The organism is Nocardioides sp. NPDC006273, assembly GCF_040613495.1.
Classification (GTDB): domain Bacteria; phylum Actinomycetota; class Actinomycetes; order Propionibacteriales; family Nocardioidaceae; genus Nocardioides.
The window spans coordinates 18,923-41,226 of the sequence record NZ_JBEXSD010000058.1 but is presented as its reverse complement, the minus strand read 5'-3'; the positions used below and the strand labels follow the sequence as shown (position 1 = coordinate 41,226).

Genomic DNA, 22,304 nt, shown 5'->3' with positions numbered 1-22,304 from the left:
CACCACCGATGGCGGAGACCACACGGAGCCCGATGAGCACCTCGACGTTCGGAGCGAAGCCGGCCAGCAGACTGGTCAGCGCGAAGATCACCAAGTGCCCACTCGGCCGACCGGAGTGACGCCTCGACATGGACGTGGATCACATCGGTTCGAGGAATAGCCCCTGAACCGGCCATGGTTAAACAGTGGTGACCGACCTCGCTCCCGCCCTGGCCGCCGCGAAGCCGGTGACCCCAGCCCGATTCACGATCGCGATGCTCGCGCTGGCGATGGGTGGGTTCGCGATCGGCACGACCGAGTTCGTCACCATGGGCGTCCTGCCCGAGATCGCCGAGGGCGTCGGTGTCGGCACCTCCACGGCCGGCCACCTGATCAGCGCCTACGCGGTCGGGGTGGTGGTCGGCGTACCGATCCTCTCGTTCTTCGTCGCTCACCTTCCGCGCAAGGGGCTGCTGCTGTCGCTGATGGCGGCGTACGCGCTTTTCAACGTGCTCAGCGCCGCCGCCGTCGACTACCAGATGCTTCTGGTCGCTAGGTTCCTCGACGGCCTGCCGCACGGCGCCTACTTCGGCGTCGCCACCATCGTCGCGACATCCATGGCCGCCCCGAAGCACCGAGGCCGAGCGGTCGCCCTGGTCATGCTCGGGCTCTCGGTCGCCAACGTGATCGGTGTCCCGTTCGCGACCTGGCTCGGACAGACCGCCGGCTGGCGAGCACCGTACGCAGCCGCAGCAGGCCTCGCGCTGCTGACTGTGGTCCTGGTGCAGCTCTCGGTGCCCCACTTCCCAGGCGACCCGAACGCGACCGGCCGCAGCGAGGCGACCCGGTTCTTCACGAACAAGCAGGTCTGGCTGACTATGCTCGCCGGCGCGATCGGGTTCGGCGGAATGTTCGCGGCCTACTCCTACATCGCCCCGATCGTCACCGGCACGGCCGGGCTGGCGCCGGGTGCGGTGCCGTGGTTCGTCTTCGCCTTCGGCGTTGGCATGGTCGTCGGCACCTGGGTCGCGGGCGAGCTGGCGCGCTGGTCGGTGCTGGGTTCACTGCTCCTCAGCAGCCTCGGCATGGTGGCGGTGCTGACGCTCTTCTGGCTGGTCGCTCCGGCCGGGTGGTGGCTTGCGCCGGTCGCCTTCCTGACCACGGCGATCGCCTCGGTGCTGGTGATCAACCTGCAGGTGCGCCTGATGGACGTCGCCGACGATGCGGTGACCCTCGGCGCCGCGATGAACCACGCGAGCCTCAACATCGCCAACGCGCTCGGCGCCTTCGCCGGCGGGGTGGCGCTCGACGTCTGGAGTGCCCGCGAGGCTCCGCTGGTCGGCGCCGGCCTGGCCGTCGCCGGCCTGCTGGTGCTGCTGTGGAGCACCCGCATCCACCGGCGCCGAGTGTGAAGAAGTGCCGAGTCGGCGCGTTAGAACGCGCCGACTCGGCGAAATCTTCTAGAGCTCGACCTCGTCACCAGGAGCGGTGGCGGTGGCCGCCTCGACCGCTGCGAGGAACCCGTCGGCCCAGGCCTTGGAGTCGTGGTGGCGAACGGTGTCCCACAGTCCCCGCATCCGGTCCTTGGCCTCAGCGTCGTCCATGTCGACGGCCTGCAGGAAGACCCGGACCATGTCGGAGACGTCGTGGGGGTTGGTCAGCACCGCGCCGCGCAGCTCGGCGGCCGCCCCGGCGAACTCCGAGAGCACCAGCCTGCCGCTCGTGCCGAGGAGGCCGTGGACGGAGACGTACTCCTTCGCGACCAGGTTCAGACCGTCGCGCAGCGGCGTGATCCACATGATGTCGGCGTTGGCGTAGTAGGCCAGCAGCTCCTCGAACGGGATCGGCCGGAAGAAGAAGTGCACCGGCATCCAGCCCATCCGCGAGAACTGGCCGTTGATCCGCCCGACGGCCTGCTCGATCTGGTTCTGCAGCGTCTTGTAGACGGTCATCTCACCGGCCGCAGGCACGCAGACCAGCACCAGGGACAGCTCGCCCAGCAACGACGGGTCCTCGAGCAGCGCCCGTTCGAAGGCCTCGAGCTGCTGGAGCACGCCCTTGGTGTAGTCGAGCCGGGAGACCGCTAGCGCGATCCGCTGCCCCTCGAACTCGCCCTTGACCCGCGCGACCGCGGTCTGCACCGCCGAGGAGGCCAGGGTCTCCTCGATCCGCCCGGTGTCGACGCTGACCGGGTTGGCGCCCAAATGCACCCGACGTCCACCGACGTCGATGACCGACGGCATGACGTCGAGGCCCAGCGCGAAGCCGTACGTCCGGAAGCGGGGAGCACAGTCCTCCGTCTCGATCACCTCGACCGGAGCCACGCCGCGGGCCACGTCGACGAAGTTCTCGACCTGGCGGGGGATGTGGAACGAGATGTAGTCGCACTGCAGCAGCGAGCCGATGATCTCGCGGCGCCACGGCACCACGTTGAACACGTCCGCTCCGGGGAAGTGGGTGTGGTGCAGGAAGGCGATCTTCACGTCCGGCCGCATCTCGCGCAGGTAGGCCGGCACCATCCACAGGTTGTAGTCGTGGATCCAGACGATGCCTCCGTACGCAACTTCGGCCGCCGCCTGCTCGGCGAAGGCCCGGTTCACCCGGCAGTAGACCTTCCAGTCCTCCTCCTTGAACTTCGCGCGCTCCCAGAAGGTGTGCAGCAGCGGCCAGAACGCCTCTTTGGAGAAGCGCTTGTAGAAGACGTCGACGTCCTTCTTCGACAGGGGCAGCCGGGAGGCCACCAGGCCGGGATAGAGCTTGGGGTCGACCACTGTGTGGGTGGCGAACTTCTCGCGCTTGGGGTCGTCGATCGACCAGGCGACCCAGGATCCGGTGCGCTCGGTGAAGAAGGACAACAGCGTAGGGATGATGCCGTTGGGCGACTTCGGTCGCCGGCGCTTGACCTCCCCGTCCTCGATGACCTCGTCATAGGGGAGGCGGTGGTAGACCATGACGAGGTCGGACTTCCCCGGGTCGTCGGCGTCGTTCTCCGGGTCGTACATGTGCTCGTCGTCGAGCAGGTTGAAATGACTGATCGCCTGCAGGATCCCGCCGGTGCCGGGGGCGGTGGCGTGGAACGTACGCTCCTTGCTGCGGGTGGCCTCCAGCAGCAGGTCCTCGGCCTCGCCGACGCAGACCCCCGGGAACCCGATGTCGTACATCGCCAGGTCGTTGAGGGTGTCGCCCGCGACCAGGACGCGGTCCTTGGGGATGCCGAGGTGCTCGACGAGCTTCGTGACGGTGTGTCCCTTGTTGATCCCACCGGGGAGCACGTCGAGGTAGTGGCTGGCGGAGTAGAGCAGGTCGCAACCGATCTGCGCGACCAGCGGCGCGAGGTCGTCGGTGACCGCCTCGGGGTCGCAGAAGTACGAGACCCGGCGGTCCTGGGGCACGTTCTGGCGCACCAGTCCGGGGCGGTCGCCGATCTTCTCGAGCACGGTGAGCTCGCCGGGCCACTTGCTGGCGATCTCCTGCTGGATGGGCTCGACGGCGAGCAGGTCGTGGCCGGTCACGATGGTGGCCCCGACGTCGCAGATGATGAAGTCGGGCGTCGGGATGGTCGGGTCGGCCAGCAGCGGCAGCACCGACTCCAGTCCACGACCGGTGACGAAAGACAGAAGTACGTCCTCGCGGCGGCTCAACGTTTGATACAGCTTGACCTTCGCTTCGGGGTCGCCGGCTAGGAAGGTTCCATCCAGATCGGTCGCAAGCAGCATGCGTGCATTGGCAGCGGACGTGGGGTTCACAAGTCTCCTCGAGGGTCGCCTGGCCTCGAGGCCGATTCGGCAGCTGGCCCGAGGCTGCGGACCCCCTTGGAGGATCCGCGGGTCGACCCACCACGTTAACAGGAGAGGATGTCAGCCCGGGAACGGGGATTTGACGGTCCATCGAATCCTCGTTGAGTAGAGCCTCTCAAGAGGTCCACAAACTCGTAAAAATTGGCTGCATCTGTTCGATAACCCCACCGAGGATCTGTCGTTGATGGGTCATGCGGATCCTGCCCGCGGCCTCCAAGACTGCGGGCGACCATGGTCCTCGACGTTGATCACGGGGGGCGCCGAGGCCCATGGCCGGCACGCAGATCAGTGCCGCGGGCAGGATCCACAGTTCGTACAGTTCGGTCCTCGATACACTTCCTCCCACCATTTCGAGCCTTTCGGCGGGTGGCTGACAGAATGCGCACATGACCGGCAGCACCGCTCCTACGACCAGGCCCAGGGTCCTCTCCGGCATCCAGCCGACCGCGGACTCCTACCACCTCGGCAACTATCTCGGCGCGGTCCGGCAGTGGGTGAGCCTGCAGGAGGAGCACGAGCCGTTCTTCTTCATCGCCGACCTGCACGCGATCACCGTCGAGCAGGACCCGAAGGTGCTCCGGGAGCGTACGCGGCGGGCCGCCGCCCAGCTCCTGGCCGCCGGTGTCGACCCGGAGCGGTCCGCCGTCTTCGTCCAGTCCCACATTCCCGAGCACGCCCAGCTCGGCTGGGTGATGCAGTGCATCACCTCCTTCGGCGAAGCCCGGCGGATGACCCAGTTCAAGGACAAGTCCGCCAAGGGCGGTGAAGGCTCCGCCTCAGTCGGCCTCTTCTCCTACCCCATGCTGATGGCCGCCGACATCCTGCTCTACCGCCCGGCGTACGTCCCTGTCGGTGAGGACCAGCGCCAGCACCTCGAGCTGACCCGAGACCTCGCGCAGCGGTTCAACAGCCGCTACAAGAAGACGTTCCGGCTTCCCGAGCCCTACATCCTCAAAGAGGTCGCGAAGATCTACGACCTCCAGGACCCGGCGATCAAGATGTCCAAGTCGGCCTCGAGCCCGAACGGCCTGATCGACATGCTCGACGACCCGAAGGCCTCGGCGAAGAAGATCCGCTCCGCGGTCACCGACTCGGAGATGGAGATCCGCTTCGACGAGGAGGCCAAGCCGGGTGTCTCCAACCTGCTCCGGATCTACTCCGCGCTGACCGGCTCCGACATCGAGACCCTGGTCGGCAAGTACGCCGGCAAGGGCTACGGCGACCTCAAGAAGGATCTCGCCGAGGTCGTCGTCGACTACGTCACGCCGTTCCGGGAGAAGACGCATCAGATCCTCGAGGACCGGGCCTATCTCGACGGCATCCTGGAGCAGGGTGCGGAGAAGGCGGGCGTGGTCGCCCGCAAGACTCTGGCCGACGTCTACGAGCGGGTTGGTCTTGTGGCCCCCGCTCTGCCCCACGACCGGCCCCTCGGCTAGTAAGGTCGGCGCATGCGCACCATCGGTGTTGCCATCGCTATCCCGGAGCCATGGGCAAGCCAGCTCCAGGACTACCGGACGTCTCTCGGGGACGCCACGGCGACCATGATCCCGACGCACATCACGCTCGTGCCACCGACGGAGATCCACGACGATCTCCTGCCGGACGTCGAGAGCCACCTCGAGTCCGCGGCCTCGCGGGTCGCGCCGTTCGGAGTGCACCTGCGCGGCACCGGCACCTTCCGGCCGGTCTCGCCGGTGGTGTTCGTCGCCGTGGTGCAGGGCATCTCGGGTTGTGAGCAGCTGGCCAACACCGTCCGGCAGGGGCCGCTCGATCAGAAGCTCACGTTTCCCTATCACCCGCATGTCACGATCGCTCACGACCTTCCCGACGCTAGCCTCGACAAGGCTTTCGGTGAGCTGGCCGACTTCGAGTGCGAGTGGACGGTCGAGGAGTTCCACCTCTACGTGCACGACGACACGGATGGCTGGCGCCCGACTCGGGAGTTCGCACTGAGAGCAGCACTTACCGGCTGAGGCGGGCCACTTCCGCCCACGATCAACGGATGGGACCTCGGGGGTACTCATGGAGAAGATCAAGGCGAAGATCGCCGAGCTGCGCGAGCGCTTCCCGGCGCTGGACCGGGTGCTGCGTACGCAGGAGCACTACGGGGAGGTCGGCGCGGCCCAGCAGGCCGGGGCCATGACCTACTTCGGCTTCCTGTCGACCTTTCCGATCCTCGCGCTCGCGTTCTTCGCCGTGGGTCAGATCGCGAAGGTGTACGCCGGCGCCGAGAGCGACCTGATCGATGCGATCGACCAGGTGCTGCCCGGGCTGGTCGGCGACGCCCCGGGGCAGCTGAAGATCGCCGACATCGAGAGCGCTGCCGGCACCGTCGGGATCATCGGTGTCATCGGTCTGCTCTACGCCGGTCTCGGCTTCGTCGACGGCCTGCGCAAGGCGCTCGAGGCGGTCTTCGTGGTGCCCGACGAGGAGCAGCCGGGCTTCCTGGCCGCCAAGGCCCGTGACCTGGTCGCGCTGGTCGTGCTGGGCCTGATCCTGCTGGTCGCGGTCGCGGCCACCGGCCTGATCCGTACCTTCTCGGTCAACGTCTTGGAATGGATCGGCCTCGATGAGGGCTTCGGCTGGCTGATCGTGCTGCTCACCCTGGTCCTCGGTCTGGCGGCCAACACCCTGCTCTTCTTCTCGATGTTCCACCTCGCGCCGCAGAAGGACACCCCGAAGCGAGCCCTGTGGGCGGGGGCGCTGCTCGGCGCGATCGGCTTCGAGATCCTCAAGCAGGCCTCGACCATCCTGCTGACGGCCACCCAGGGGCAGCCGGCCTTCCAGGCCTTCGGCATCGCCCTCATCCTCGTCGTCTGGATCCACTACACCTCGATGGTGATCCTCTACGCCGCCTGCTACGCCTACGTAGGGGCGGCTCCCGCCGACGTGAGAGAGTCGGACCATGAAGCTCGAGAAGACTGACGGCGCGCTCCTCCTGGTGATCGGGATCTGGACGATCGCGATCTGGACCAACTTCGGCCGCAACCTCGTCAAGACCGCCAAGGACCCGGAGCAGACCCGTCCCAAGCCCTACTACATCGCTCACGCGGTGCTCGTGGCGGTCGACGTCCTCCTCGGTGGCCTGCTGATCAAACTGGGCGTGCAGCGGCTGCTGACCAAGGGATAGATCTGTCCTCAGGCGGACTCGGACGTGTCGAGCTGGTCGACCAGCTCGGTGAGTTGGTCGCGCAGTGCGAGCGCCTCGTCGCGGGTGATCCCCATCGACGCGCCGAGCTGCTGGGGGACGCCGGCGACCTGCTCCTCCAGGGCCCGGCCGTCCTCGGTCAGGCTGACCAGCACGCGGCGCTCGTCACCAGGGTCGCGTTCGCGCCGCACCAGACCGGCGGCCTCGAGGCGCTTGAGCAGCGGCGTCAGGGTGCCGGAGTCGAGCCGCAGGCGCTGGCCGAGGGAGGTGACCGAGAGCGGCTCCTCGGTCTCCCAGAGCACCAGCATCACCAGATACTGCGGATAGGTCAGGCCGGTCCCCTTGAGCAGCGTCACGTAGCGCTTCGTGACGGCTCGGGTCGCTGCGTACAGAGGAAAGCAGAGCTGCAGGTCGAGTGCGAGCTGCGGATAGGTACGTCCGGACACATCGATCAGTCTACTCCCTTGCGCTATTGAGTTGCGCACAATATAGTTGTGCACATGACACCGATCTACACAGCGACCGCAGTCAGCACCGGCGACGCCCGCAACGGCCATGTCCAGTCCACCGACGGCCTCATCGACGCCGACGTCCGTATCCCCAAGGAGATGGGCGGCGCCGGCGGCGCCACCAACCCCGAGCAGCTCTTCGCTGCTGGGTATGCAGCCTGCTTCCACTCCGCGCTCAAGCTGGTCGCCGGCAAGGCCAAGGTCGACATGACCGACTCCGAGGTCGTCGCCGACGTGAGCATCGGCGACAACGGTCAAGGCGGCTTCGGCCTCGCTGTCCAGCTCGAGGTGACCATCCCCGGCGCCGACGCCGCGACCGCCCAGCAGCTAGCCGAGCAGGCCCACCAGGTCTGCCCCTACTCCAACGCCACCCGCGGCAACATCGAGGTCAAGCTCACCGTCTCCTGAGCACTGCGGATACGACGGGACGTTCTTGTCCATTACCGGCTGGTAGGACGACAAGAACGTCCCGTCGTATCTGTTCTCCCGGGCGGGTTATCCACAGGGGCCTGGTTTGCGGGTGCGACACCGTCGTGTTCGGCTCATCATCTCGCTATGACAACTCGGCACCCTCAGTTTCGGCCGGCGTCTCATGGGGACCGTGGGCTTGGGCTCGTCGCGCCGGTGCGTGCGGACCCGAGAGGGAAGAGTGGGCCGACGCCTCGGCAGGTGCGGGGGAGTGGCTGGCGGCGAACCGGACCCGGGCTGTACGTACCTACCTCGGTCGACCCTGATCTGCCGCAGCAACGTGTGCTGGAGGCTGCGACCGAAGTCCCAGGAGGTCACATCACTGGATGGGCGGTCTTCGCCTGGGCCGGAGCGCGCTGGTTCGACGGGCTCGACGAAAGAGGTAACACGAGACCGGTGCCGATCGTCATCACCAATCATCGCTACCGAGCCCGGCCGGGCATCCAGTTCACGGCGGAGCGACTGTCGCTGAGGGAGTGGGTCGTCCTCGACGGCGTCAACGGGACCCATCCGCTACGGTCGGCGGCGTACGAGGCGCGCCACGCTCCGTCCCTACTGCGTGCGGTGGTCGCTCTCGACATGGCGCTGCAGACGGACAGCGTGTCGATCGCCGAACTGATCGACCACGCCAGCACGCTGAATGGCTGGTACGGAGTGGAACGGCTCCGTCAGGCCATCGGGCTCGCCGACGAGAACAGCTGGTCGCCGATGGAGCCCGAGATGCGGCTTCACTGGCAGCTCGACCTCGGGCTGCCGCATCCGTTGTGCAACCACCCGATATTCGACCTCGCCGGCAACCACATCGGGACGCCGGACCTGCTCGATGTCGAAGCCGGGGTCGTCGGTGAGTACGACGGTGGCCTCCATCTCGCCGGTGAGCGGCGAGCCAGCGACATCCAGCGCGAGAGTCTCTTCCGCAGGGCTGGGCTGGAGTACGTCACCATGACATCGATCGACCGGCGAGATCCGACCCAGTTTCTGCGGCGTACGACGGAAGCGCGGGAGCGAGCGCTGCGCCTTCGTCCGGAGCGCCGATGGACCGTGGACCCGCCGGCATGGTGGACCCCGACGGTCACGGTGAACCAGCGCCGATCCCTGACGGCTGCCCAGCGAGAGCGCTTCCTGAAGAACCGCGTCGCCTGAGAGGGATACGACGGGACGTTCTTGTCGTCCTACCCATCAGTAACCGACAAGTACGTCCCGTCGTATCCGCCAAATTGCGAAAGGGCCGCCCTCCCTGGTGGGAGAGCGGCCCTTTCGGGTGGATCCAGAGCGTCAGCCGAGCATCATCGAGTTGCGCAGGTCCTTGTTGAGCTGCGAGATCACGTCGAGCGGGATCTCCTTGGGGCAGGCGGAGGCGCACTCGCCGATGTTGGTGCAGCCACCGAAGCCCTCGGCGTCGTGCTGGCCGACCATGGTCTGCACGCGGGAGTAGCGCTCCGGCTGGCCCTGCGGAAGCTCACCGAGGTGGGTGATCTTCGCGCCGAGGAACAGCGCGGCGGAGCCGTTGGGGCAGGCGGCGACGCAGGCGCCGCAGCCGATGCAGGTGGCCGTGTTGAACGCCCGCATGGCCTTGTCGCGCGGTGCCGGCACCGAGTTGGCCTCGGGGGCCGAGCCGGTGTTGGCCGAGATGTAGCCGCCGTTCTGGATGATCCGGTCGAACGCGGAGCGGTCGACGATCAGGTCCTTGACGATCGGGAACGACGAGGCGCGCCACGGCTCGATGGTGATCGTGTCGCCGTCCTTGAACGAGCGCATGTGCAGCTGGCAGGTCGTGGTGACCTCCGGGCCGTGCGCCTCGCCGTTGATCATCAGCGAGCACGTGCCGCAGATGCCCTCGCGACAGTCGGAGTCGAACGCGACCGGCTCCTCGTCGTTGTGCAGGAGCTGCTCGTTGAGCAGGTCGAGCATCTCGAGGAAGGACATGTCCTGCGAGACGCCGTCCAGTGCGTACGTCTTGAGCGCACCCTTGTCGGATGCGTTGGCCTGCCGCCAGATCTTGAGCGTCAGCTTCATTACTTGTACGACCTCTGCTTCATCTCGATGGCGGTGTAGATCAGGTCTTCCTTGTGGAGGATCGGGGCGCCGTCCTCGCCGCCGAACTCCCAGGCCGCGACGTAGGCGAACTCGTCGTCGTGACGCAGGGCCTCGCCCTCCTCGGTCTGCGACTCGCCACGGAAGTGGCCACCGCAGGACTCGCGGCGGTTGAGCGCGTCGATGCACATGAGCTCACCGAGCTCGATGAAGTCCGCGACGCGGTTGGCCTTCTCGAGGTCCTGGTTGAGCGACTCGGCGGAGCCGAGGACCTTGACGTTGGTCCAGAACTCCTTCTTGAGCTCCCGGATCAGGCCGATGGCCGTCTTGAGGCCCTCCTCGCGGCGGTCCATCCCGCAGTATTCCCACATGATCTGGCCGAGCTCCTTGTGGATGGACTCCACGGAGCGTTCGCCGTTGATGCTCATCAGCTTCTCGACCCGGGACGTGACCCCGTCGAGAGCCTCGACCACGGCCGGGTGGGACTCGTCGATTTTGTCGAACGGCCCGTCGGCGAGGTAGTCGGTGATGGTGTTCGGCAGCACGAAGTAGCCGTCGGCGAGGCCCTGCATCAGCGCGGAGGCGCCAAGGCGGTTCGCGCCGTGGTCGGAGAAGTTCGCCTCGCCGGTGCAGAACAGGCCGGTGATGCTGGTCTGCAGCTCGTAGTCGACCCACAGGCCGCCCATGACGTAGTGCACGGCGGGGTAGATCCGCATCGGGCGCTCGTACGGGTCCTCGCCGGTGATCCGCGCGTACATGTCGAGGAGGTTGTCGTACTTCTCCTCGATCTTGTCGCGACCGAGGCGCTCGATCGCGGCACCGAGATCGAGGTAGACGCCGCGGCGGAACTTCTTCACCGAGCCGTCGGGCTGGGTCTCCTCGACCTCCGGTCCGACACCGCGACCCTCGTCGCACATGTACTTCGCCGAACGCGAGGCGATGTCACGGGGGACCAGGTTGCCGAACGCCGGGTAGATCCGCTCCAGGAAGTAGTCGCGGTCCTCCTCGGGGATGTCGCGCGGGTCCTTGGTGCAGTCCTCGGCGTTCTTCGGAACCCAGATACGGCCGTCGTTACGCAGCGACTCCGACATCAGGGTCAGCTTCGACTGGTGTGCGCCGGTGACGGGGATGCAGGTCGGGTGGATCTGCGTGTAGCAGGGGTTGGCCATGTAGGCGCCCTTGCGGTGCGCACGCCACGCAGCCATGACGTTCGACCCCATCGCGTTGGTCGAGAGGTAGAAGACGTTGCCGTAGCCGCCGGTGGCCAGCACGACCGCGTCGGCCAGGTGGGTCTCGATCTCGCCGGTGACCATGTTGCGGGCCACGATGCCGCGGGCACGGTCGTCGACGATGATCACGTCGAGCATCTCGTGGCGGGTGAACTGCTCGACGGTGCCGGCAGCAACCTGGCGCTCCATGGCCTGGTAGGCACCGAGCAGCAGCTGCTGGCCGGTCTGGCCGCGCGCATAGAACGTACGCGAGACCTGGACGCCACCGAAGGAGCGGTTGTCCAGCAGGCCGCCGTACTCACGGGCGAAGGGGACGCCCTGCGCCACGCACTGGTCGATGATGTTGGTCGAGACCTCGGCGAGGCGGTAGACGTTCGACTCGCGCGAGCGGTAGTCGCCGCCCTTGACCGTGTCGTAGAAGAGCCGGTAGTCGGAGTCGCCGTCGGACTTGTAGTTCTTCGAGGCGTTGATGCCGCCCTGTGCGGCGATCGAGTGGGCACGACGCGGGGAGTCCTGGTAGCAGAAGGACTTCACGTTGTAGCCGGCCTCGCCGAGGGTGGCAGCAGCGGCGCCGCCGGCGAGTCCGGTGCCGACGATGATGACGTCGAGCTTGCGCCGGTTGGCCGGGTTGACGAGACGGTTCTCGAACTTGCGGGTCGTCCAACGATCCGCGATCGGCCCGGTGGGCGTCTTCGGGTCGACGAGCTTCTCGCCGAGCACGTAGTAGCCAGCGGCGTCGTCGGATTTCTGGACCGGTGCCTCGTTGGTCGGGGTGAGGCCGGGCAGGTAGTGGGTTCCAGCAGCCATGTGTCAGATGTCCTTACGAGATGACGCCGAAGACGGTGAACAGGGGGACCAGCGAGAAGCCGCCGGCGATCACGATCGCGACGACCCAGCCGGCGACGCGGGCCCTGGCACGCGACTCAGCGGTGTTGGTGAACCCGAGCGTCTGGATGGCGCTGAAGGTGCCGTGGTGCAGGTGGAAGCCGAGCGCGAGCATCGCGAGCAGGTAGATGAGGACCATCCACCACAGCTCGGGCTGGAACGCCCCGGTCAGCAGTCGGTACGGGTTCTCGGTGATCTCCGCGCCCTGTCCGCCCTCGCCCACGTTGATCTTCACGATGGTGAACTGGAGCAGGTGCCAGACGACGAAGAGGAGCAGGGCCACGCCGCCCCAGCGCATGGTGCGCGAGGAGAGCGACGAAGCCTTGTTCTTCTTCACCGCGTACTTCACCGGCCGCTGCGCGTGGGCACGCTTCCAGAGCGCCACCGCCGCAGCGACGTGAGCCACCAGCGAGGCCAGCAGCACCACGCGAATGATCCAGAGGAGGCCGCCGTACGGCAGCATCGGCTCCCCGAACGTACGCAGGTGCTCGGCATACTCGTTGTAGGCCAGCTCGCCGCTGAAGGCTTTGAGGTTGCCGTACATGTGCGTGAGCACAAACAGGATGAAGACGATGCCGCTGGCCGCCATAAGGAGCTTCAGGGCGATCGTCGAGCGCGTCGACCGCGCGCCTTTGATCAGAGTCGTGGTTGCCACGGCACGCACGCTACTACTCCCGCTACCCGAACTTGTACGCAGGGAGTATGTGACATTTCAGTCTCTGCTGGGGCGGGGGAAGTTACTGGCGAGTATCGCCACGTTGAGTTAGGTAAGCCTAACAGGCGGACGGACATTCGTCGCCGCGGTGGCGTGAGATCGTGAGGAGCGGGCCGCGTCGAGCGAGACCACGCGGGTCAGCAGCTCGTCGACGGCGTCGGTCCAGGGGCGCGTCGCGACCAGCTCACGACCACGGTCGCCGAGCAGACGTCGACGGGGGTCGGAGACCACCGAGGCGACCGCGTCGGCGAGCTCGCGGCTGCGGGCCGGGTCGTAGAGCACGCCGGTCTCCAGGTGCTGGACGATCTCTGCGGCCGCGCCGGCGCGCGGGGCGACCACCGGGATGGCGCTGGCCGCGGCCTCACGCAGGATGTGGCCGCAGCCCTCCTCCTCGCCCGGGTGGACGAGCACGTCGAGCGAGGCGAGCGCGATGGCCATGTCGCCGGTGCCCAGAGGTCCGGTCAGCTTGGCCTGCGGGATCCGCTGATCGAGCCAACCGCGCTGCGGCCCGTCGCCGATGATCACCAGGCGGATACCGGGCACGGTGGTCAGCTCGGCGAGGCGGCGTACGCCGTGGTTCTTGGCCAGGTTGCCTGCGTAGCCGACCACGACCAGCGGGGTGGGGCGGGACTTCGCCTTGGACCAGCGGCGGTGCAGCCAGTCGTCGCGCAGGCTGGGGGAGAAGGCGGCCGTGTCGACCCCGGGCTCCCAGATCTCGGCACGTACGTCGAACGCGGCGAGCACACGGCGTAGCCACTCGCTTGTGACGAAGATCTCGTCGGCGTACGCGGCGATCGAGGTGCTCCAGGTGAGCGCCGCCTTGGGGGAGACGGGCGAGTGCTGGACGACCAGCGTGGTCGCGTCGGCCGCGCTGGGCGACGAGAGTGCCTTGCGGCCCAGGCGCTCTGGGTCGAAGCTGACCACGACGTCCGGCTCGAAGGACTCCAGTGCGTCGCGTACCTGACGGCCCGTCTTGGCGATCGGCGAGACCCGGACGACACGGCTGTTGCGATAGACCGGCAGGCCTGGGCCGGGCGCGATGAAGCGCACCTCGTGGCCCGACTCGATCATGTGGTCGGCGATGGCCTTCACCGTGGTCGTGACACCATCGATGGTTGGAAAGAAGCTCTCGGTGACCAGTGCCATCTTCATGTCACCAGCGTCCTGCTCCGGGGTGGCGGGAGCGCGACACGTGCGTTGATCTGGGATGAATCATCGGCGTAGTGGCAGGCTTTGCGCGTGGCCGGTCGGGCCCAGCGACGACGACCAGGGTGATGAGGACTATCAGTGGCGGTATCCAGACGGGTCCGGACATTTTCGGCTGCGCTCGCGGTTGCCGGGATCGTGGGGATCACGGGCTGCGGTGAGGAGCCGACGCAGAAGCCGTCCGCCGAGCGGGTCGCAGGGCAGGGCTCGACCAAGACCCCGGCCTTCGAGATGCCGGTCGAGAAGCCCAACCTGTTGATGATCACGGTCGACGACCTCTCCTCCCTCGACATGGACTACCTGCCGAGCGTGCGGCGGCTGGTCGGCGAGAGCGGGGTGACCTTCACCGACGCGGTCGCGCCGACACCGATCTGCGTACCGGCCCGAGCCTCCCTGCTCTCGGGGCAGTACGCCCACAACCACGGCGCCCACACCATCCACGGTCCCGACGGCGGCTACCCGTCCTTCGACGACTCCGAGACCCTGGCCACCTCGCTGCAGGATGCGGGCTACACGACGCTGTTCACCGGGAAGTACCTCAACGAGTACGGCGAGGACGGGAGCCGGCGCGACGTACCCCCGGGGTGGGACGAGTGGCGCGCGACCGTCGACCCGTCGACCTACAACTACCTGGGCGCGAAGTTCAACGTCAACGGACGCCTGGTCAGGCCGAAGGGCTACTCGACCACCGTCATCACCCAGCAGGCGCAGGCCGCGCTGAAGGACGCCAAGAAGAGAGCTGCCCGATCGGGGGCCGACCCGGACGGCCAGGCGAAACCGTGGTTCCAGTGGGTCAACTACGTCGCGCCGCACGTCGGCGGTCCGACGGAGAAGGGCGACCCCAAGCAGCGCTTCCCGGGCACGAAGGGCGCGATCGGTGTTCCCGTCCCGGACGAGCAGGACCGAGACGTGTACGCCGACAAGCCGATCCCGCCGCAGCCCAACCTGTTCCCGGAGGACCGTCGGGAGTTCCCCAAGGGCTCGCCGTCGCGGAAGCGACCGACCCAGATCGAGAAGGACGCCTACCGGATCTCCCATCAGCGGCGGATCGAGTCGGCGCGCAGCCTGGACCGCAACATCGCCTCTCTCCTCGAGGGGCTGAAGACGAGCGGTGAGCTGGCGCGGACGCTGGTCGTCTTCACCTCCGACAACGGGTTCTCGACCGGCTACCACAACTTCAACGGCAAGCTCTGGTACTACCAGGAGACCCTCGGGATCCCGGTCCTGATGAGCGGGCCCGGGGTGCCCAAGGGGCGTGAGGTGGGGACGCCGCTCACGAATCCCGACATCGCCACGACCCTGCTCGCGGCGGCCGGTGCCGACGACCCGCACGAGCCCGACGGCATCGACATCCTCCCGTGGCTGAGTGCGCCCGAGCAGACCCGCGTCATCCCGATCGAGGCGTGGCCGACCTCCGACGGGACCTCGCGGCTCTGGTCCGGCGTGCGTGTGGGCCGGTGGACCTATGTCGAGCTCAGTACCGGCGGCGTCGAGCTCTACGACCGCGTGGCCGACCCCTACGAGATGAACAACCTCGCCGATGACTCGGCACACGCCAAGACGCTCTCGCGCCTCGCGGACCTGACCGAGAAGTATCGCGACTGCTCCGGAGACAGCTGCCCCAAGAAGATGTACGCGGCCGACCGCCCGCTCGATCTCGCCGGGCTCTGAAGGTCGCAACGTCGGACTACCCCGCCACTGCGCCTCTGGCGTGCCTTGCTCTCCTGGGCTCACCGGGGAAGGGCGCGGGCGGGCACGTGACCTGTCTCGATCAATGCCGCATCTCAGTTAGCGGTTGTAAACCTCACACTTTGTGGTCACCGCCACTCCGTCCGCCTAAGGTTCGACCCATGAACGACGCCGTTCGCGACGACTCGTTGCGCCTCGCCCAGCCGGCAGACGCCCATTCCCAGGAAGAGTGGGAGGCGGCGACCGCTGCTGTCCTCCGCAAGAGCGGTCGGCTGACGTCCGACGACGCCGACTCCCTCGTCTGGGACAAGCTGACCCGCACCTCGCTCGACGGACTCCGGATCGCCCCGCTCGGGCTGCCGGACACGTCCTTCGCCGACGTGGCCCGTCCCGCCCGCCCCGGCCCCTGGGACATCCGCTCCCTCGTCTCCGGCCTTTCGGGGATGGACGCGAAGGCGGCCAACGAGGCCGCCCTGGTCGACCTGGACGGTGGGGTCTCCTCGCTGTGGGTCGCCGCCGACGAGACCACCGACCTCGCCGTGCTACTCGACAAGGTGCTCCTCGACCTGGCGCCGATCGTGCTCGACGCGCCGATCGGTGCGGTCAAGGTCGCACAGGGCCTGCTCGCGCTGATCGCCGAGCGCGGCACCGGCCTGCACGCGGCGACCAACCTGGGTGCCGACCCGATGGGCGCGCTGCTGCGCGACCTGCCGCTGGCGCCCGACGAGGCCTTCGCCGAGCTGGTCGACCTCGCTCGCCTGGCCGAGGGGATCGGGGTGCGCGCGATCGTGGTCGACGCCACGGCCGCCCATGACATCGGCGCCTCCGACGTCCAGGAGCTCGGCTGGTCGATCGCGGTGGGCGTCGCCTACCTGCGCGCGCTGACCGAGGCGGGGTTCTCGCCCGCCGTGGCGGCTGCGCTGATCGAGTTCCGCTACGCCGCGACGGACGAGCAGTTCCCCACGATCGCCAAGCTTCGGGCCGCCCGCCAGCTCTGGTCCCGCGTGCTCGAGCTCTCCGGGTGCGAGGGCGTGGAGATGCGCATCCACGCGGTGAGCTCGCGGCCGATGCTGTCGAAGTACGACCCCTACGTGAACATGCTGCGCGGCACCGTCGCCGCCTTCGCCGCCGGTGTCGGCGGGGCCGACGCGGTGACCGTGCTGCCCTTCGACTCCGCCAACGGCGTACCGGACGGGTTCGGGCGCCGGATCGCCCGCAACGTGTCCCACCTGCTGATCGACGAGTCCCACGTCGCGGCCGTCGCGGACCCGGCCGGCGGCTCCTTCGCCGTCGAGAAGCTGACCGCCGATATGGCCGCCGCGGGCTGGGAGGCGTTCATCGAACTCGAGGACGAGTGGGAGCACGGCCACGACTTCTCGCCCTTCCGGGACCGGGTCGCCGCGGTCGCGGCCCAACGGGAGAAGGCGATCGCGCGGCGCAAGCGGCCGATCACCGGGCTCACGGAGTTCCCCAACCTCGCCGAGACGCTCCCCGAACGGCCCGCAGACCCGCTGAACGAGCGGGCCGTGCGCTACGGCGCCTCCTTCGAGGCTCTGCGTGACACCCCGGCCACCGGCAAGGTCTTCCTCGCCACCATCGGCACGGTCGCCCAGCACACCGCCCGGGCGACCTTCGCGACCAACCTGCTCGCCGCCGGCGGCATCGGCGTCGAGGTCGCGGGCGCGACCAGCGACACCGAGGAGCTCGCCGGGAAGTACCGCTCGGCCGGCGCGCCGCCGGTCGTCTGCCTGGCCGGGTCGGACAAGACGTACGCCGCATGGGGAGCGGACGCGATCGAAGCCCTCCGCGAGGCGGGTGCCACGCACGTGATCATCGCCGGGAAGCCTGACGCCGTCGACGCCGAGGTGGACGACGCCGCCTCGATGGGCGTCGACGCACTCGCCTTCCTGACCGCTACGAGGGAGAAGCTCTCATGACCATCCCCGACTCTTTCAAGGGCCTTCCGCTCGGGGGCGACACTGCCGGCGAGCTGCCCTGGCCGAGCGGCTTCGGCGGCTCGACCGGCAGGACGCCGTGGCTGAGCCCCGAGGGCATCGAGATCCAGCCGGCGTACGGCCCTGCGGATCTCGAAGGCCTCGACGCGCTCGACACCTTCCCCGGGCTGAGCCCGTTCCTGCGCGGGCCGTATCCGACGATGTACACGACGCAGCCGTGGACGATCCGGCAGTACGCCGGCTTCTCGACCGCGGAGGAGTCCAACGCGTTCTACCGGCGCAACCTGGCCGCGGGCCAGAAGGGCCTCTCGGTCGCCTTCGACCTCGCCACCCACCGTGGCTACGACTCCGACCACCCGCGGGTGCGCGGCGACGTCGGCATGGCGGGCGTGGCGATCGACTCGATCTACGACACGCGCACGCTCTTCGACGGCATCCCGCTCGACGAGATGTCCGTCTCGATGACGATGAACGGTGCGGTGCTGCCGGTGCTGGCGCTCTACATCGCCGCCGCCGAGGAGCAGGGGGTGAAGCCGGAGCAATTGGCCGGGACCATCCAGAACGACATCCTCAAGGAGTTCATGGTCCGCAACACCTACATCTACCCGCCGGCGGCGTCGATGCGGATCATCGGCGACATCTTCTCCTACACCGCCGCGAAGATGCCTCGGTTCAACTCGATCTCGATCTCCGGCTATCACATGCAGGAGGCCGGAGCGACGGCTGACCTCGAGCTCGCCTACACGCTGGCCGACGGGGTCGAGTATCTGCGGACCGGTCTCGCTGCCGGGCTCGGCGTCGACGCCTTCGCGCCTCGGCTGAGCTTCTTCTGGGCGATCGGGATGAACTTCTTCATGGAGATCGCCAAGATGCGCGCGGCTCGGGCGCTCTGGTCCCGACTCGTGAGCCAGTTCGACCCGTCGAACCCGAAGTCGCTGTCGCTGCGGACCCACTCCCAGACGAGTGGCTGGTCGCTGACCGCCCAGGACGTCTTCAACAACGTCGGCCGCACCGCGATCGAGGCGATGGCCGCGACCCAGGGCCACACCCAGTCGCTGCACACGAACGCGCTGGACGAGGCGATCGCGCTGCCGACCGACTTCTCCGCCCGCATCGCCCGCAACACCCAGCTGCTGCTGCAGCAGGAGTCCGGCACCACCGAGATCATCGACCCGTGGGGCGGCTCCTACTACGTCGAGAAGCTCACCCACGACCTCGCCGAGCGGGCCTGGGCCCACATCCAGGAGGCCGAGGCGGCCGGCGGGATGGCCAAGGCGATCGAGCAGGGCATCCCGAAGATGCGCATCGAGGAGGCCGCGGCTCGCACCCAGGCGCGCCTCGACTCCGGTGCTCAGAAGCTGATCGGCGTCAACACCTTCCGGCTTCCTTCCGAGGACAAGCTCGACGTGCTCAGGGTCGACAACGACCAGGTCTACAAGCAGCAGCTCGCCAAGCTTGAGCGGCTCCGCGCGGAGCGAGACGACGAGGACGTACGCCGCACCCTGGAGGCCATCACGAACGCCGCCGGTTCGACGAGCGAGCCCACCGGGGTCTCGACAGGCTCGACCCCCGGGCTTGACAGCAACCTGCTCAAGCTGGCCGTCGACGCGGCTCGTGCCAAGGCGACCGTCGGGGAGATCTCCGACGCGATGGAGAAGGCGTGGGGACGCCACCAGGCCGTCATCCGTACCATCTCCGGTGTGTATCGGGACGAGGCGACGACGTCGGGTGACTCGAAGGTCACCGAGGTATTGGCGGCGACCAAGGAGTTCGAGGAGGCCGAGGGTCGCCGCCCGCGGATCCTGGTCGCGAAGATGGGCCAGGACGGCCACGACCGTGGCCAGAAGGTCGTGGTCACGGCCTTCGCCGACCTCGGCTTCGACGTCGACGTAGGCCCGCTGTTCTCCACGCCCGAGGAGGTCGCGCAGCAGGCGGTCGACGCCGACGTACACATCGTCGGTGTCTCGTCGCTGGCTGCCGGTCACCTCGCGCTGCTCCCCGCGCTGAAGGCGGCGCTGGAGGAGCAGGGACGCCCGGACATCATGATCGTCATCGGCGGGGTCATCCCGCCCGACGACGTGGCCACGCTCGAGCAGATGGGTGCGGCCGCGGTCTTCCTCCCGGGCACCGTGATCGCCGACTCCGCCATCGATCTCCTCGGACGCCTGCGGGAGCAGCTCGATCACTGACCGTCGCGAATATGTCCACGCCTGGGGCGTCGGGCTCGTCTAGCCTCAAGGTGTGACGGACCTACGCCCCGGGCGGGCATACGGGGACGGGCTGATGAGGGTCGGGGCCTACGAGATCCTCAGCAGGCTCGGTGAGGGCGGCATGGGCGTCGTCCACTTGGCTCGCCACGAGGAGACCGGCGAGCGGGTGGCGCTGAAGGTGCTGCGCACCCATGTCGTGGGGGACGAGGAGACTCGCGCCCGGCTGGAGCGCGAGGTCCGGTCGCTGGGGCAGGTGAACAGCCCCTGGGTCGCCGAGATCCTCGACGCCGACCCTTATGGGGACCATCCCTACGTCGCCACCCGCTACGTGCCGGGGCCGACCCTCCACGACCGGATCAAGGACGACGGGCCCGTCCGTGGCGAGGACCGGTTCTGGCTGGCGCGCTGCCTGGCCGCAGGGGTCGCGGCGTGTCACGACGCCGACGTGCTGCACCGTGACGTGAAGCCGTCCAACGTCGTGATGGAGGGGCGTACGCCGGTGCTCATCGACTTCGGGCTGGCCCGGGTCGCCGACGATCCCAAGATCACGCTGACCGGCTGGCTGGTCGGCACGCCGGGTTATCTGGCGCCGGAGATCCTGGAAGGGGTGCCGGCGACGGCCGCCAGCGACGTGCACTCGTGGGCGGCCACCACGGCCTATGCGCTGCTGGGCAGGCCCCCGTTCGGCACCGGACCGTCGATGGCGGTCCTGGATCGCGTACGCCGCGGCCAGCACGATCTCGACGGAGTCGACGGGTCGATGCGCGAGGTCCTGGCGGCGGCGCTGGCGACCGATCCCGCGGACCGACCCGGTCTCGAGGAGCTGCGCGAGTGGCTGATGGAGCCTGAGGTGGCGTGGACCGGTTGCGGTGGTGCCGCGGCGGTCACCAAGGTGCTGCCGCTGACGATGCCGCTGGCCGCCGCGCCGGTGGCCGCCGTGCAGCCGAAGCCGACGCTGGTCGACCCGGCCGCCGCCGGTGATGCCCTGACCGAGGTGGAGGAGGTGCCGCCGACCGCGGTGACCGCCTCGGATGCGTCTGCTGAGCCCGTCGTCGTGCGCCGGTTCGATCCGCAGTCACCGCCACCGGCGCCGCACCCCGAGTCCAGGTGGAGCCCGCCCAGCAAGCACAAGAACCTCAGACGCTGGCCGGGTCCGAGGCACTTCCTGGTCCTGGTCGTGCTCGCCGCGATCCTTGCCGGGGTCGTGGCTGCGTACCCGGTCCCGGGGGTCACCCTGCTCTGCGTCGGGGTCTGGCTGGTGCGGGCCACATCCCTGGCCGCCGACCAGCTGTCGAAGCGCCGCGAGGCGCGCGGGCGCAAGTGGTACGACGGGATGTGGGCGCTCGTCCGCTCGCCGTGGGACCTGGTGCGCGCCATCCCCGGAACCGTGGTTCTGACTGTGTTGACCGGGGTGATCGCGGCCGCCGTCGCGGTGGCTGGTTACGTCCTCGGGCTGCCACCGACGGCCGCGCTCTACGCCGCCGCGATGACCTTCATGTCCGCTGCCTGGCTCGCCTCGCAGCGGGTCCGCGACACCATCGGCCCGATCGTCCGCGTCGCGTCCTCGCCACCGCAGCGCTGGGTCGTCGCCGTCATCGCCCTGGCGATCCTCGCCGCGGCCGCCGCCTGGTACGCGCTGCAGATGGGGGTTTCCTGGGTGCCCCTGGATGACGGTCGAGCGGGTCAGTTGCCCGGTGCCGTCCGCGAAGTCCTGGGACGGCCTCGCTGACAGCCACAGTGGTGTACCACCCATACTTTCAGTGGTACACTTCGTGTATGCCCACTTCTCGTCCGCGTCATCAGGTGACCGAAACCGATGAACTGGCTGCTGCCCTCGAGGCAGCGGAACGTCGTTGGCCCGGGAAGTCCCGCAGCGCACTGATCGCGGCCCTTGCCGAGGAGGGGGCGAAGGCCCTCGAACGAGAGGAGGCCGATCAGCTCGCTGAACGGCGTCGCGTGGTCGAAGCCAACGCTGGGGGCTTCGGGTTCGGTGAGGGCTACCTCGACGAGCTGCGCGAGGACTGGCCGGCTTGATCGTCCTCGATGCGAGCGTGCTGATCGCCTATCTCGACGAGTCTGATGTCCATCACGTCCAAGCGCTGAAGGTGCTCTCGACGACGGAACGTTACCGGATCCATACCTTGACTCTCGCCGAGGTGCTGGTTCGGCCGACCCGGGAGGGGCGGGCCGTGGAACTTATCGACAAGGTCACCGCGATCGGGATCCGTGAGTTGGAGCGGGTGCCCGACGAAGCGCGTCAGTTGGCCGACATGCGAGTATCCACGCCGCTCAAGATGCCGGACTGCTGTGTCCTCATGGCCGCCACCGCGCACGCGGCGTCGCTGGCGAGCTTCGACGAGCGGCTTCGCGACGTCGCGCGAAGCCGTGGGCTTCACGTCCTGCCGTGACGTACTGGTGCCCGCCAGGCTCTGCTGGTCGAGTCGGGCCGCCCAGGGCTCGACGAATTGGCTAAGGTGCTG

19 protein-coding genes are annotated in these 22,304 nt (G+C 68.2%); 13 read left to right on the top strand and 6 right to left on the bottom strand.

Annotation, left to right across the window (positions count from 1 at the left end):
- Positions 1-188: 188 nt before the first annotated feature.
- Positions 189-1,391 (top strand): MFS transporter, encoded by a 1,203-nt coding sequence (locus tag ABZZ22_RS21745; RefSeq protein WP_354935740.1) that lies wholly within the window; start codon positions 189-191, stop codon positions 1,389-1,391.
- 48 nt (positions 1,392-1,439) lie between these two features.
- On the opposite strand, the gene ggpS is transcribed toward ABZZ22_RS21745, so the two are convergent.
- Positions 1,440-3,695 carry a glucosylglycerol-phosphate synthase gene (gene ggpS / locus ABZZ22_RS21740; protein ID WP_354935737.1) on the bottom strand — a complete coding sequence of 752 codons (2,256 nt, stop codon included), beginning with the start codon at positions 3,693-3,695 and terminating at the stop codon, positions 1,440-1,442.
- A 467-nt stretch (positions 3,696-4,162) separates the two neighbouring features.
- Here ggpS and trpS point away from each other — a divergent pair, with 467 nt between their 5' ends.
- From trpS to ABZZ22_RS21720, 4 genes are read left to right on the top strand one after another with little or no spacing between them, the layout of a single operon-like run.
- Positions 4,163-5,212 (top strand): tryptophan--tRNA ligase, encoded by a 1,050-nt coding sequence (trpS, locus tag ABZZ22_RS21735; RefSeq protein WP_354935734.1) that lies wholly within the window; start codon positions 4,163-4,165, stop codon positions 5,210-5,212.
- 12 nt (positions 5,213-5,224) lie between these two features.
- Positions 5,225-5,749 carry a 2'-5' RNA ligase family protein gene (locus ABZZ22_RS21730; RefSeq protein WP_354935731.1) on the top strand — a complete coding sequence of 175 codons (525 nt, stop codon included), beginning with the start codon at positions 5,225-5,227 and terminating at the stop codon, positions 5,747-5,749.
- 49 nt (positions 5,750-5,798) lie between these two features.
- Entirely contained in the window at positions 5,799-6,701 is a 903-nt protein-coding gene (locus tag ABZZ22_RS21725; RefSeq protein ID WP_354935728.1) for a YihY/virulence factor BrkB family protein, read from the top strand.
- A complete protein-coding gene (locus tag ABZZ22_RS21720; protein WP_292653253.1) occupies positions 6,682-6,906 on the top strand; it encodes an SCO4848 family membrane protein in 225 nt (74 codons plus the stop codon). Before ABZZ22_RS21725 ends, ABZZ22_RS21720 begins: the two co-directional genes overlap by 20 nt.
- An 8-nt stretch (positions 6,907-6,914) precedes the next feature.
- Here the strand turns inward: ABZZ22_RS21720 and ABZZ22_RS21715 are convergent, their stop codons facing one another.
- Entirely contained in the window at positions 6,915-7,370 is a 456-nt protein-coding gene (locus tag ABZZ22_RS21715; RefSeq protein WP_354935725.1) for a MarR family transcriptional regulator, read from the bottom strand.
- Between the two features lie 54 nt (positions 7,371-7,424).
- On the opposite strand from ABZZ22_RS21715, the gene ABZZ22_RS21710 reads away from it, so the two are divergent.
- Positions 7,425-7,841: an organic hydroperoxide resistance protein gene (locus ABZZ22_RS21710; RefSeq protein WP_354935722.1), complete on the top strand. Its 417-nt coding sequence runs from the start codon at positions 7,425-7,427 to the stop codon at positions 7,839-7,841.
- Between the two features lie 456 nt (positions 7,842-8,297).
- Positions 8,298-9,044, top strand: a complete 747-nt coding sequence (locus ABZZ22_RS21705) for a hypothetical protein (RefSeq protein WP_354935719.1) — start codon at positions 8,298-8,300, stop codon at positions 9,042-9,044.
- Positions 9,045-9,176: 132 nt separating this feature from the next.
- Here the strand turns inward: ABZZ22_RS21705 and ABZZ22_RS21700 are convergent, their stop codons facing one another.
- The 4 genes from ABZZ22_RS21700 to ABZZ22_RS21685 all read right to left on the bottom strand — a co-directional run bounded on the left by ABZZ22_RS21700 (position 9,177) and on the right by ABZZ22_RS21685 (position 13,916).
- Entirely contained in the window at positions 9,177-9,917 is a 741-nt protein-coding gene (locus ABZZ22_RS21700; protein WP_354935716.1) for a succinate dehydrogenase/fumarate reductase iron-sulfur subunit, read from the bottom strand.
- Complete coding sequence (locus ABZZ22_RS21695; RefSeq protein ID WP_354935713.1) at positions 9,917-11,971, bottom strand: fumarate reductase/succinate dehydrogenase flavoprotein subunit; 2,055 nt, start codon at positions 11,969-11,971, stop codon at positions 9,917-9,919. Before ABZZ22_RS21695 ends, ABZZ22_RS21700 begins: the two co-directional genes overlap by 1 nt.
- Before the next feature lie 13 nt (positions 11,972-11,984).
- A complete protein-coding gene (locus ABZZ22_RS21690) occupies positions 11,985-12,704 on the bottom strand; it encodes a succinate dehydrogenase cytochrome b subunit (protein ID WP_354935710.1) in 720 nt (239 codons plus the stop codon).
- A gap of 108 nt (positions 12,705-12,812) precedes the next feature.
- Positions 12,813-13,916 (bottom strand): glycosyltransferase, encoded by a 1,104-nt coding sequence (locus tag ABZZ22_RS21685; protein ID WP_354935707.1) that lies wholly within the window; start codon positions 13,914-13,916, stop codon positions 12,813-12,815.
- A gap of 135 nt (positions 13,917-14,051) precedes the next feature.
- On the opposite strand from ABZZ22_RS21685, the gene ABZZ22_RS21680 reads away from it, so the two are divergent.
- From ABZZ22_RS21680 to ABZZ22_RS21655, 6 genes are all read left to right on the top strand, one after another.
- Positions 14,052-15,641, top strand: a complete 1,590-nt coding sequence (locus tag ABZZ22_RS21680) for a sulfatase-like hydrolase/transferase (protein WP_354935704.1) — start codon at positions 14,052-14,054, stop codon at positions 15,639-15,641.
- A 179-nt stretch (positions 15,642-15,820) separates the two neighbouring features.
- Positions 15,821-17,596: a methylmalonyl-CoA mutase family protein gene (locus tag ABZZ22_RS21675; RefSeq protein ID WP_354935701.1), complete on the top strand. Its 1,776-nt coding sequence runs from the start codon at positions 15,821-15,823 to the stop codon at positions 17,594-17,596.
- Positions 17,593-19,803, top strand: a complete 2,211-nt coding sequence (scpA, locus tag ABZZ22_RS21670; protein WP_354935698.1) for a methylmalonyl-CoA mutase — start codon at positions 17,593-17,595, stop codon at positions 19,801-19,803. The genes ABZZ22_RS21675 and scpA overlap by 4 nt, the downstream gene beginning before the upstream one ends.
- Positions 19,804-19,855: 52 nt before the next feature.
- Complete coding sequence (locus ABZZ22_RS21665; RefSeq protein ID WP_354935695.1) at positions 19,856-21,553, top strand: serine/threonine-protein kinase; 1,698 nt, start codon at positions 19,856-19,858, stop codon at positions 21,551-21,553.
- A gap of 47 nt (positions 21,554-21,600) precedes the next feature.
- Positions 21,601-21,858 (top strand): hypothetical protein, encoded by a 258-nt coding sequence (locus ABZZ22_RS21660; RefSeq protein WP_354935692.1) that lies wholly within the window; start codon positions 21,601-21,603, stop codon positions 21,856-21,858.
- Positions 21,855-22,232 (top strand): PIN domain-containing protein, encoded by a 378-nt coding sequence (locus ABZZ22_RS21655; RefSeq protein WP_354935688.1) that lies wholly within the window; start codon positions 21,855-21,857, stop codon positions 22,230-22,232. The genes ABZZ22_RS21660 and ABZZ22_RS21655 overlap by 4 nt, the downstream gene beginning before the upstream one ends.
- Positions 22,233-22,304 lie beyond the last annotated feature (72 nt).